This window comes from Marinobacter sp. C2H3 (assembly GCF_037080155.1).
Classification (GTDB): Bacteria; Pseudomonadota; Gammaproteobacteria; order Pseudomonadales; family Oleiphilaceae; genus Marinobacter.
Genome location: NZ_JBBBNZ010000003.1, coordinates 34969 through 47271, shown reverse-complemented (window position 1 = coordinate 47271; position 12303 = coordinate 34969). Strand labels below are relative to the sequence as shown.

The 12303-nt window shown below is 63.2% G+C and carries 8 protein-coding genes and 1 tRNA gene; 1 reads left to right on the top strand and 8 read right to left on the bottom strand.

Going from position 1 to position 12303, the window contains the following annotated elements; all coding sequences use genetic code 11:
• Positions 1-41: 41 nt before the first annotated feature.
• The 7 genes from V3388_RS09690 to rpsU form a co-directional block, all read right to left on the bottom strand.
• Positions 42-3371 carry an Ig-like domain-containing protein gene (locus V3388_RS09690; protein WP_336367349.1) on the bottom strand — a complete coding sequence of 1110 codons (3330 nt, stop codon included), beginning with the start codon at positions 3369-3371 and terminating at the stop codon, positions 42-44.
• Positions 3372-3385: 14 nt separating this feature from the next.
• Entirely contained in the window at positions 3386-4723 is a 1338-nt protein-coding gene (aupA, locus tag V3388_RS09685; RefSeq protein ID WP_336367348.1) for an alkane uptake protein AupA, read from the bottom strand.
• Positions 4724-5040: 317 nt separating this feature from the next.
• Positions 5041-5772 carry a choice-of-anchor N protein gene (locus tag V3388_RS09680; RefSeq protein ID WP_336367347.1) on the bottom strand — a complete coding sequence of 244 codons (732 nt, stop codon included), beginning with the start codon at positions 5770-5772 and terminating at the stop codon, positions 5041-5043.
• A gap of 205 nt (positions 5773-5977) precedes the next feature.
• A tRNA-Ile gene (locus tag V3388_RS09675) sits at positions 5978-6054 on the bottom strand.
• A 66-nt stretch (positions 6055-6120) separates the two neighbouring features.
• A complete protein-coding gene (gene rpoD / locus V3388_RS09670) occupies positions 6121-7980 on the bottom strand; it encodes an RNA polymerase sigma factor RpoD (protein WP_336367346.1) in 1860 nt (619 codons plus the stop codon).
• 119 nt (positions 7981-8099) lie between these two features.
• The gene (gene dnaG, locus V3388_RS09665) at positions 8100-9830 is read right to left on the bottom strand and encodes a DNA primase (RefSeq protein WP_336367345.1); all 1731 of its coding nucleotides are present in this window, start codon (positions 9828-9830) and stop codon (positions 8100-8102) included.
• A gap of 191 nt (positions 9831-10021) precedes the next feature.
• A complete protein-coding gene (rpsU, locus tag V3388_RS09660) occupies positions 10022-10237 on the bottom strand; it encodes a 30S ribosomal protein S21 (protein ID WP_336367344.1) in 216 nt (71 codons plus the stop codon).
• A gap of 271 nt (positions 10238-10508) precedes the next feature.
• Here rpsU and tsaD point away from each other — a divergent pair, with 271 nt between their 5' ends.
• Positions 10509-11570, top strand: coding sequence for a tRNA (adenosine(37)-N6)-threonylcarbamoyltransferase complex transferase subunit TsaD (tsaD, locus tag V3388_RS09655; protein ID WP_336367343.1), 1062 nt, complete (start codon positions 10509-10511; stop codon positions 11568-11570).
• 56 nt (positions 11571-11626) lie between these two features.
• Here the strand turns inward: tsaD and plsY are convergent, their stop codons facing one another.
• Positions 11627-12232 (bottom strand): glycerol-3-phosphate 1-O-acyltransferase PlsY, encoded by a 606-nt coding sequence (gene plsY / locus V3388_RS09650; RefSeq protein WP_336367342.1) that lies wholly within the window; start codon positions 12230-12232, stop codon positions 11627-11629.
• Positions 12233-12303 lie beyond the last annotated feature (71 nt).

Sequence of the window (12303 nt, the reverse complement as noted above, 5' to 3'; positions counted from 1 at the left end):
AAAACACGGGCCAGCCCGAAGGCTGGCCCGAAAGGTGCCGCTTACTGCTCGGCGGGGAGTTCCTTGATGGGGTTAGAGATGAAGTTGAGGTACAGGCCCTGCTCGGGAATGATCAGGGGGATGAAGACCGCGCCGTCTTCGCCAGAAGATGGCGGATCGACCAGCGCGGCACAGGCGTCTGTGTTGCCGCCGAGCAGACCGAGGAAGCAGAGCCCGATGTCCACCGCCGTCGATGTCACATCGTTCTGCGTCGTGACGAGCACGTTGATCTCCGGGTCTGGATGGGCCGGATCATCACTCGGCAGGTTCCGCTGCTCAATCTGCATGCGCCCGTCATCGAAGAACACAATCGGTCCCTGCAGGTTCAGCTGGAACGGGTAACTGTAGAGGTTGTGCCGCAGCGTACCGCCCAGCGGCAGTGCGAGATTCGGCGCATCCAGCATCAGCTCTGCGGTTGTCTTGAAGATGGGCTTGCCGTCGTCACCCTCGATAATGATGCCGGGGATCAGCCCACTGCGGGCGCAGTTGCTGGTGCAGCTGGGATCGTCCTTGGCGTAACGCATGCGCAGGATCTGTGGGCCCGTGGTTTGAGGGTCGCCCGGCGGCAAAAGGGCGTCTGTGGCGGCGTTGTTGTCGTCCACATAGACATCAATGGACGTCGTCGCCAGCAGCGTCGGGTACAGCAGCACTCGCACGCCGGTCTTGCCGGTTTCCGGATCGGTGGCGGGTCCGACGACCTCGGTGTTCAGGCCGTAGGTCTGGTAGATGAATTTCTTCTCCGGACAATCCTGCCCGATGTCGCAGCCAACCTGAGCAGAGCTGGTGGAGCTGTTACCCAGAATGTTGGGATGACGGTTCGGGTTAATGGCCAGCTTGGCCGCGTTGGCGGTTGGTTTGAAACCGCCCATGCCGTCTGCGTCGTGTTTGAACGGTTCCAGGCAGTCGGTTGCCCCCGCACTCGAGCAATCGATGACGTAGTTGGCATTCGTGTCCCGAATCGGCAGGTTCCGCAGCGGGGTGAACACCGAGGTATCTGCGGGCGCACCGTTGAAGTAGATGGTCAGGTCCGGCCCGCCCACGTCTTCCGGATCCACCAGGAGGTCGGTCTGCAGCGGCAGATCGTTGCTGCCGCAGATCACCGAGGGCGAGGCCGCGGCGCAGTCGCCGGTGGTCGAGGACTTCAGTGTATACCGGTAGGTCACACCGTCTTCCCACGGCTGGTCGGGGAAGAAGCGAATCCGCTCCTGGTTTTTCTGCAGGCGGCCTGCTACCGGGGTGCCGCTGCCGACCGGCACGCTCGGGTCGTTCGCTTTCTCGACCACAAAGGTGCTGCTGTTGACGGAATCCACGTTCATGGGTTGGGAGAACAACACCACGATCGGCCGGTCCGCCGGAAGTGAGGTCACGGGCAGCTGGTCGGGGCCCTGGCCATCCGGGTAGGTGCCACCGGATTCGGAGATGGCGTCGTTACAATAGCCGTGTGATCCGCCCGGGATATCCAGGTCGTGCGTCACGCACGGATAACCCGGATACGTGGTCAGCGCCAGCGGTGAGCGGGCGGGCGGGCTGTCGCTGCCGCTGGTCGGGTCCAGCTTGAACTGGAGCGTCTGGCTCGATACCCCATTCCCCGCCGGATCGGCCAGGGCGCTGGTGATGGACAGTGCGTAGTCAACGCCGTGCTTCAGGCCGCCCACCGGGTTGATCACCACGGTGGTACCGTCCACGTAAGCCTTGAGCGTGCCGCCGCCGATGGTCAGCGGGGTGCTGCCCTCGTTCAGGATCAGGCCATCCGCCAGCGTCTCCGCATCGATCGGCTCATCGAAGTTCAGGACCACCGGGTCCCCCGGGCGCTGCATGGACTGGCGGGTGCTGGGAAACGCATCGGCCGGGCCGGGCATCCAGCTCACCAGGCTGGGGCCGGTGGTGTCCAGAGGACGTTGGGCGTCGGCGTCCAGCGCGGAATCGACGTCGGTGCGGGCTTCCAGGTGGAAGGCGATGGTGGAATCGGTCACTTCCTGGCCCAGCAGGTTCGGCTCAACAATGCCAATGGCGTCGATGGTCAGGATGCCGTTTTTCACCATGGCGATGCCGTCCAGTTCCACGCCCATCAGGTTCTGGGACAGGGAGGCGTTGGGCTGCGCTTCGGCGGTATTCATGGAGACGTCCATGAACAGCTTGACGTTCCGAGGCGCGTTCAGGTCATCGGTGTACGGGTTTGGCAGCAGGTAACCGCTCGCGTCCGTCAGCAGGGTGACCTTGATGTTGCCGGTTTGCTGGATCTGCCCGGTGGCCGGATTGATCACCGGCACGCTGCCGTTGATCTTCACATCCAGGCTGCTGCTGTTGAGGATGCTGTTCTTCGGCACCCGCAGGGGCAGGGCTTCATCCGCTTTGAAGGAGGGGGCGTAGCCTAGCTCGGCGTACAGGCTGCCGCTCTGCTGGGACGGGCCGGCGGTGCCCTGGAGAACGGAATTGAGAGTGACTGCGTTGATGGTCTGGCCGTTCAGGATCGAGGTCGCACCATCGTCAATCACGTCCTGGCGAACCACCACGGTGGGCCCGGTTTCCCGCACGGTGAACGGCTGGGTCAGGGTCAGGGTCTGGTCCGGATGGGTCAGGCTGGGCAGGTTACGGATTTTGAGGGTGTAGGTCTGTCCGGCTTGAAGCTGGTCATCCTTTGATCCGCATTCCGTTGGATCCTCGGTCAGACAGGGGTCGACGCTGATTCGCCGCTGGTCGACCAGCACGGTGGCGGGCACCGGATTTCCGTTGGCGTCGGACAGCTCAATGGTGCCACCCATGTCGTGCCAGCGGGGATTGACCGGCTGGGTCAGCAGAAGGCGGAAGGTGGAGAAGTCCATTGCCTGCAGCAGCCCATCCGGCGACGGCACCATGTCCGCTACTGAGAAGGTCTCGGAGAGGTCATCGAGCCCGGCAATGCCGCTGTAGGCGCCGCGGGTGGTGAACTGAATGCCATCGTCTCCGGTGGCGTTCGGCGTGGGAATGGCGCCGGCGCCCTGAGCCCGGAGGGGCTCATTAAAGGTGACGCTGTACTCGGTGCCGGTGGCCAGAGGCTGCTGTGGATGCAGCTTCAGGCTGCGGCCGCCATCCACCAGGGTGGCGTTGAAGGCCACCGGATTACCGGCTCCGCGCACCTGAATCCGGTCTTCCAGGGTGGTTTCATCGTCGGCCACCGGCGCCGACAGCCGGATCACGATGTCGGATTTGGGGCTGACACCGGTCTGGCCGTCGGCCGGGTAGGAGTAAACCACTGAGCCTGCCGGGGTGGTTGCGTTCATGGTCTGCTTGTCGCCACCACAGGCTGCCAGCAGCAGGGCCGGCACCAGGACGAGGGGTTTGAGCTGGGTCATGACGGAGCCTCCGATCAGAACTTCAGGGTGATCGAGCCGGTGAAGACCTGGACATCGCCGTCGGCGGTGACCGGGGTTTCATTGCCGTTGTAGTCCACCAGGGTGAAGTCGCGCTCCTGCAACTGCTGATACTGGTAGCCGAGGTCCATGCGGATCGGGTAGGCCAGCAGCCGGGTACGGTTGTAAGTCGCGCTGACGCCCACGCCGACAATGATCTTGTCGGTATCGAGGTAGTTGATCTCCGGGTTCCGGGTGGACGCCAGCGGAGATTCCTCATAGGCCACGCCACCGCGGATGGCGAAGGTCTCGTTGAAGCGGTATTCAGCGCCCACGCGGGGAATCAGGATGTCATCGAACTTGATCCGATCCGAAGGCGGCACGGATTGCTGATCCTTGATGCTGTCGTTCGAGAACTGATGGGACAGCTCCGACCAGTTCTGCTGCTCGAGGCTGCCGCCGAATCGCCAGCCGTCGCCTTTGTACTGAACGCCCAGGCCATAGGTTTCCGGCTGAAAGGAATCGATGGTGGCCACCGTCAGGCTCAGGCCCGGGTCGGGAATGGTCTGGGTTACGATGATGTTGGAGTTGACGCTGGTTTTTGCCGAGGACTTGGTGCGATAGATCAGCGCGGTTTCCCAGCCGTCAAGGAAGCACCCGTCGTCCGGGCAGAAGGTCTCGCCCAGGTCTACGGTGGTGCCAAAAATGCTCTTGAGGGAAGGTTTCGCATTCACGGACAGCCGCTCACGGCTGGTTTCCCCGCCGAGGGTGGACACCGCATCCAGCTGGGCCGTCGCATCCAGCGTCACCCGGAAAGACAGGCCGGCCGAAATGCCGCGCCAGATCGGCGTTGCCCCGCCAATGTTCAGGAACAGTGGCTCCCGGCCATACTCCAGGAACTGGCCGGTGTCCGACGTCTGCGAGTTGAAGGCGAGCAGTTCCTTGCCGTATTTCTCCACGCCGGCGATAAAGCCCAGGTAAATCGGATGCTTGTAGCGGGTAATCGAGCCGAGGTTGGTCTTCATGCCGATGAGCACATGCTGGCTCGGGGAGTTGGCGACGATATCGCCGTCGGCATTGGGGTTGGCGCTGCGCAGTTCCTGCTCGGCGTGCAGAACGCCTGTGGTCAGTTCGCCGCGGCTGTCCTTGGTCAGGGAGGCCGGGTTGTAGTAGGTGGCGGAGACCTGGTCGTTAAACATGGAGAGGGATTGCGCCGTGGCGACGTCCACGGGCATCACGCCGTAGGTCGTGCCGATGTTGCCCATGCTGGCGAGGGCGGGCAGTGCGGTGCCGGTGGAAAGGGCTGCAATGGTCAGGGACATCGCCCGTACTGAAAACCGGGAGGTGGTTGCCATGGGAACACTCCGTTCTGTCATTGTTGTTGTGCCAGGCGCCCTCCGAAAATCGAGCTGGCGCCAGTCATTTCACGGCCAGTGTATGCGGCTTGTCTTTTCGGGACTTTGGCTTTTTTGACACGGATCCGTGTCGGTAAAACCACGTAGCCGTTAACGTCAAGCAAATACAGGGAAAAGGCTCGTGCCAGGAGGGCCAGCTTTGTGTTTTTTTGTTGCGATTTTCGAGGGGTAAGGCAGCAAAAAGGCCCCCGAAGGGGCCTTGAAGGAGGACAAGGAGTCGCCGGTAGTGCAGTGCCGGGCTGTAAAGAAACCTGACGTCAGGCTTTGGCCATCCGGCGCCGAATGGCGGCCAGGCCAAGCAGGCCGATGCCGAACAGCCCGAGGGTGGACGGCTCGGACACGGTGACCGGCTCGCATTCGAGACTGACGCAGTAGCCCGCGTCGTGCGAGAACGGCGCGAAGTCGGTGATCTTGGTTTTGGCCTTTTTGTCTGTACCGGATTCGCCGTAGGTGTACAGATCGAAATGCAGCCCATATCCGGTTTCAAGCGCGCTCGCGTCGATCTGAAACGTCTTCTTGAACAGCTCGTCGCCTGCGGGGCCGGCAGAGCCATCGGCGGTGTTGTAGGAATCGACGGTCGGCAAACCAGCCCACTGGAAGGCGATCTGATAGTAGAACGTCTCGTAGATACCGTGGCTCGCCAGTTCGCCCCCGTTATCCACGGACTCAATCGGCGGCTTACCGTACTCCGAGGCGCCAACGAGGCTCGACAGGCTGGTGCCATTCACCAAGACGCTTCCAAAGTTGGCCGGGTCGCCGGTGTTCTGGCTGGCTGGCAACAGCGCGATGGAGAGGTAGTAGTTGACGCCGGTGTTGACCACGCCGGTGTCGCCCAGCGCCCAGAGGTTGAACACCGGATCGTTGGTCACCGTGCTCTCTTCCGAGCCCCCCACATAGGTTCCGCCATCAATATCCAGCTGTAACGACGGCACCGCGTAGGCGGCACTGGTGCCGAGGACTCCGAAAATTAACGCCGCTAACCGTTGCATCTTCATAGCGACAACCTCGCTTCTATCCCTGTGAAATGCGCCCGAGACCCATGTTCATGGCGCGTAGCCAATCTGCTGCAAAAGCGTTGCCAGAAGAGGAATGCGCAAGCGGATCATGACGTTATGCCGGCGGTTGGCGTGAGTTGCCGAAGGGACTGTAAAATTTGTGGACGGGTATGCAGGCGCGGGATGTAAAGCGGCAGAGTGGTGGGCCCAGCAGGACTTGAACCTGCGACCAAGGGATTATGAGTCCCCTGCTCTAACCAACTGAGCTATAGGCCCGTAACGAAAAAGCGGGCGCCATTATACCCGCGAGGGTAGGCGCCCGCTACCGGAGATGGGGCCGTATCAGGAGCCCTGATCGTCGATGAAGCCGCGCAGGTGATCGGAGCGAGACGGGTGGCGCAGTTTGCGCAGGGCCTTGGCTTCGATCTGACGGATCCGCTCCCGGGTCACGTCGAACTGCTTGCCGACTTCTTCCAGGGTGTGGTCGGTGTTCATCTCGATGCCAAAGCGCATGCGCAGCACCTTGGACTCCCGGGCCGTGAGGCCGGCGAGGACGGCACGGGTGGCTTCCCGAAGGCCTTCGGCGGTGGCGGAATCCACCGGCGACAGGGCCTGGATGTCCTCGATGAAATCCCCCAGATGGCTGTCTTCGTCATCGCCGATCGGGGTTTCCATGGAGATCGGTTCCTTGGCGATCTTCAGCACCTTGCGGATCTTGTCCTCGGGCATATCCATGCGCTCGCCCAGCTCTTCGGGGGTGGGCTCGCGGCCCATCTCCTGCAGCATCTGGCGGGAGATGCGGTTGAGCTTGTTGATGGTCTCGATCATGTGCACCGGAATCCGGATGGTGCGGGCCTGGTCCGCGATGGAGCGGGTGATGGCCTGCCGGATCCACCAGGTGGCGTAGGTGGAGAACTTGTAGCCGCGGCGATATTCAAACTTGTCCACCGCCTTCATCAGGCCGATGTTGCCCTCCTGGATCAGGTCCAGGAACTGCAGGCCGCGGTTGGTGTACTTCTTGGCGATGGAAATCACCAGGCGCAGGTTGGCCTCCACCATTTCCTTCTTGGCGCGGCGGGCCTTGGCCTCGCCGATGGACACCCGGCGGTTGATTTCCTTGATGTCAGCGACGTCGAGGTCCACTTCCACCTGCACGTTGTGGATGCGCTTCTGCAGCCGCACGATCTCGTCCAGGCGCTCGCCGATGGCGGCGGCGTAGGGCTTCTTGCTCTTGGCCAGCTTGCCTGCCCAGTCGAGGTTCACTTCGTTGCCCGGGAAAGTCTTGATGAAGTCTTTGCGGGGCATTTTGCAGTCGCGCACGCAGATCTGCATGATCGCGCGCTCGTTCTCGCGGACCAGATCGTTGGTGGAACGCACCACGTTGACCAGCTCGTCAAACGCCTTGTTAGCCAGCTTGAACGGGGCAAACACCTGGCCCAGCTCGTTCAGGGCGGCCTGGGTTTTCTTGTCGGACCGGCCATGCTTGTCCAGGGCAGCGTCGGCGGCGGCCAGTTTGTCCTTCAGCAGCTCGAACCGCAGCCGGGTCTCTTCAGGATCCGGGCCATTGTCGTTGTCGTCGTCGCTGGAGGAGTTGTCGTCGTCATCGTCGTCCGAGCCGTCAGAGTCGCTGTCGTCCGAGCGGGTGTCTTCCACAGGGCTCTCTTCGCCCATGAACGGTTCGGCGTCGTCGGGGTCGAGGAAGCCGGTAACGATGTCGCTGATGCGGCCTTCATTCTCGATGATGCGATCGTAGGCCTGGATCACGGTGCCGGCGGTGCCCGGGAAGTGGGCGACCGCGGCCATGACATCCCGGATGCCTTCCTCGATGCGCTTGGCGATGACAATCTCGCCCTCGCGTGTGAGCAGCTCAACCGTGCCCATTTCCCGCATGTACATGCGGACCGGGTCGGTGGTGCGGCCGGCGTCGGTTTCCACGGCGGCGAGCGCGGCGGCGGCTTCGGCAGCGGCGGCTTCGTCGGCGGTGGAATCCCCTTCGGTCATCAGCAGGGTATCGGCGTCCGGTGTTTCCTCACAGACCTGGATACCCATGTCGTTAATCATGCGGATGATGTCTTCGACCTGGTCCGGGTCGGCGATGTCTTCCGGGAGGTGGTCATTGACCTCCGCGTAAGTCAGGTAACCTTGCTCTTTGCCTCGTGCAATGAGGTCTTTCAAACGTGATTTCTGCGAATTGCCTGACATAGACACCCTGTGAACTCGCTCATGAACGTAAAAAAGTTAAACAGCCATTATAGCTGTCGCCTAACGGCACTGCCAGCAAGTGGTTAGATTGTGGCCAGTCCCGTAAGTTTCAAGTGCGGCTATTCCTGAGCCCCGCCGCTGAGCTCTTTGAGCTCGTTCCGTTCCTCCGGCGTCAGCGACGGCAGATTGCGGATCAGCGTGGCCAGCCGCTGCTGGCGCGCGGTCTCCTCATTCGGGCTGATCAGCTCCCGGGCCTGGGCCAGGGTGCTCTCCCGTGAGGGCACATGTTCGATGCCGTCGAACAGGTGATGGAAACGGCTGCGGGCGCTGGCGTCGGTGGCCAGTGCGGCCAGCAGCTGGCGGCGGTCGCCGATGGCATTTTCCAGAATCCAGCCGGCCAACGCCCGGGCCTGGGGCATCTGCCGGGACTGCTGGCTCAGCGCCATGACCTCGGTCGCCATTTCGGGGGCTTCGACCAGGGCCAGGCACAGCGTGCTGTCCTTGCTGAGGCGCACGTCAATCCGCTCCTCGGTAATCCGATCCCGCCGGCCATCCCGGCGCCAGCCGTTGTTCTTCCCGGTTTGCTGTCCCTGCCAGGGTTGCCGGCCGCCGCACAAGCGCAGCATTTCATGCCACATGGCATCCCGCAGGGTGCATCGGGGCATCCGGTTGAGCAGGGGCTCCGCTCGGGCCCGGAGCTCGCCGCGATGCTCCGGCAACTGCAGGTCCAGCCCTTCGCTTTGCCGGTCAAACAGGAACCGGGACAGTGGCCGGGCACCCTGGATACGCGCCTCGAACGCCTCTCGGCCCTCCTTGCGGACCAAAGTGTCCGGATCTTCGCCGTCCGGCATCATCAAAAACTGGATGTGCAGGCCGTCGGCCATCAGTTCCAGCGCGTTCTCCATGGCCCGGTCGGCGGCGCGGAAGCCGGCGGTATCGCCGTCAAAGCAGAACACCAGATGGCGTACCTGTTTGAAAAGCGCCTGCAGGTTGTCCTGATTGGTGGCCGTGCCCAGGGTGGCCACCGCGTAATCAATGCCATTCTGGGCCAGGGCGATCACGTCCATGTAGCCTTCCACCACCAGCAGTTTGTCCAACTGGCGGATGGCCTGGCGGGCCTCGAACAGGCCGTAGACCTCCCGACTCTTGTGGAACACGTCCGACTCGGGCGAGTTGATGTACTTGGCCTTGTCGTCACCCAGGGTGCGGCCGCCGAACGCGACCGTCCTGCCCCGGGTGTTGCGGATCGGGAACATGATCCGGTTGCGGAACAGGTCCCGGGGGCGGCCGTATTTGTTCGATACGGTGCCGGTTTCCAGAAGCGGGCCCTGCAGGTCCCTCGCCGCTGCATCAAACAGGGCCGTGCCGGTGCCCGGCGCGTAGCCAAGCTGGTAGCGCTTAATGATGGCCTGATCCAGCCCCCGCTGGCTCAGGTAATCCCGGGCGTAGGCGCCAGCCTGGCCGGTCAGAGCGCCCTGATAGAACCGGCTGGCAAAGTCCAGGGCGTCGGTCAGCGTCCGGGCTTGTTGCTGCTCCCGCTTCGCGCTCTGGTCATAGGGCACTTCCATGCCCGCCCGCTTGGCCAATTCTTCAACCGCCTCGGTAAAGCCCAGGCCTTCCAGTTCGCGGACAAAGCTGATGGCGTCGCCGTGGGCGCCACAGCCAAAGCAGTGGTAGAAGCCCTTGTCCGGGCGCACGTTGAACGAGGGGGTTCTCTCGTCGTGGAACGGGCAGCAGGCCTTGTAGTTGGCGCCGGCCTTTTTCAGGGTCACCCGGGAACCAATCAGCTCCGCCAGATCGATCCGGTCGAGCAGGTCTTCCACAAAGCGTTGCGGGATCAGTCCACTCATGGGTGCTCCAGATCGGCCGGATTGCCGGGTCGTACGTCTCTGGGTGGGTTCAGGGCCAAAGCCAAAAATGCCGCCGAAGCCAGGCCTCGGCGGCATTTTGAGGGGCGCTGCTGTCGCGTAATGCTGAGCAGGCCATCCGTACTGTGCAGTCGGCGTCGCCTGGCCGCCACTGTGGCGGCGCTCAGGATCGATTAATACAGACGCTCGAACTTGCGCTGTTCCCGCTGAAGCTTCTTGAGATGACGCTTGACGGCGGCTGCGGCCTTGCGCTTGCGAACGGACGTCGGCTTCTCGTAGTGTTCACGACGACGTACTTCGGACAGGATGCCCGCCTTCTCGCAGGAGCGCTTAAAGCGACGCAGGGCTACGTCAAACGGTTCATTCTCTTTCACTTTGACAGCTGGCATTCGAAAATCACCTACCTGTTAGATTCGGTTTCAGTTTGCGCCACGCGGCTTGGCCGGCGCGGCCCGCGACCTGGTCCGATTGGCTAAAACTCGACCAGCGCCTGATTTAGGGCGGCAATGATAGCCCCAGGGTGGTGGAAAGGTCAATGATTGTTCACGCGATCTGCTCCGGGTTTCGGGTTTCTGCTAAAATGCCCGCCGTTTCCCCGGCCGCAAACCCCGGCACCTTTTTACCAGGCCCCACACAGGCCTCTTCACAGGACTCCGATCTATGCTCATTCTCGGTATTGAAACCTCCTGCGACGAAACCGGCGTGGCGCTGTTCGACACGGGCGAGGGGTTGCTGGCCCACGCCCTATACAGCCAGGTGGCCATGCACGCGGATTACGGCGGCGTGGTGCCAGAGTTGGCTTCCCGGGATCACGTCCGCAAGCTGCTGCCCCTGTGCGACGACGTGCTGGCCAAAGCCAGCCGTACACGCCAGGACATCGACGGCATCGCCTACACCGCCGGCCCTGGCCTGGTGGGCGCTCTGATGGTGGGTGGGTCCGTGGCCCACGCCCTGGGCTACGCGCTGGGCGTGCCGGTGCTGGGGGTGCATCATATGGAAGGGCACTTGCTCGCACCGATGTTGGAGGAGCGTCCACCCGCATTCCCCTTTATTGCGCTGCTGGTGTCCGGCGGCCATACCCAGTTGGTGAAGGTGGACGGCATCGGCGAGTATCAGTTGCTGGGGGAGTCAGTGGATGACGCCGCTGGCGAGGCGTTTGACAAGACCGCCAAAATGCTCGGGCTGGATTACCCAGGCGGTCCCCAGGTGGCCAAGCTGGCGGAGCAGGGGACGCCCGGCCGGTTCCGATTCCCCCGGCCGATGACCGATCGCCCCGGCCTCGATTTCAGCTTCAGTGGTCTCAAGACCTATACCCTGAACACCGTCAACGATGCCCGCGAGGCGGGTGAACTCGATGATCAGACGCGCGCGGACATCGCCAACGCCTTTGAGGCGGCGGTGGTGGACACGCTGGTGATCAAGTGCCGGCGGGCGCTGGAGGAAACCGGGGTGCGCCGCCTGGTGATGGCCGGTGGCGTCAGCGCGAACCGGCGATTGCGGGCGGCCCTGGAAACCATGGTGGCCAAGCATCGGGCCGAGGTGTTCTACGCCCGCCCCGAGTTCTGCACGGACAACGGCGCCATGATCGCCTACGCCGGCGCCCAGCGCCTGATGGCGGGCCAGCGGGACGGCGATCGTATCCTGGCCGTGCCGCGCTGGCCCATGGACACGCTGCCGCCGATGAATGAGCCCCGGAGAGAGGGGCTCGTTTCCCAAAAATAAAGAGAAGGGCTCGTTTCCCCGGAATAAAAAGCGATCGCCGGCCGCATGGGCCAGGGTCAAAGACCGTGCTCGCGGCCCTGGGCCAAGCGAATCAGGTTACTGCGATGACGGACGACAATCAGCAGTGCCAGCAGGCCGAACAGGGGCAGGGTGTCCGGCTCGATCAGGGCGCTGAGCACCGGGCCGGTGAGAATGGCAACGAGGGAAGCCAGCGCGGAGATGCGCCAACGCCAGATGACTGCGCCCCAGATGGCTGCCATCAGAAGCGTGGTGATTGGAGCCAGAGCCAGGCCAGTGCCGAGAGCGGTGGCGACGCCTTTGCCGCCCCGGAACCGGTAGAATGCCGGCACCATGTGTCCGGTGACGGCGCACAGCCCCACCACTGCCTGGGCCATGACGGACAGGCCGGCGAGGCTGGCCAGCCACACCGGGAGCCACCCTTTGAGGGCGTCCAGCACCAGGGTCAGTGCCGCCGGCGCCCAGCCGCCGGTTCGGTAGACGTTGGTTGCGCCGGGGTTGCCGGAGCCCAGGGCACGCGGATCCGGCAGGCGCCAGAGGCGGCAGACGGGCAAAGCAAACAGGACCGAGCCGAGCAGATAGGCCGCCAGGCAGAGCAGGACCGTGGCCAGCGGGGCGTAGGCCGAATCAAACGGGGCTTCCATGGTGTCGGTCTTGTGCCTTGTGTGCGAAAATGCGCGCGCCTGAGGCGCCGTACGCGCATTCACAGTAGCCC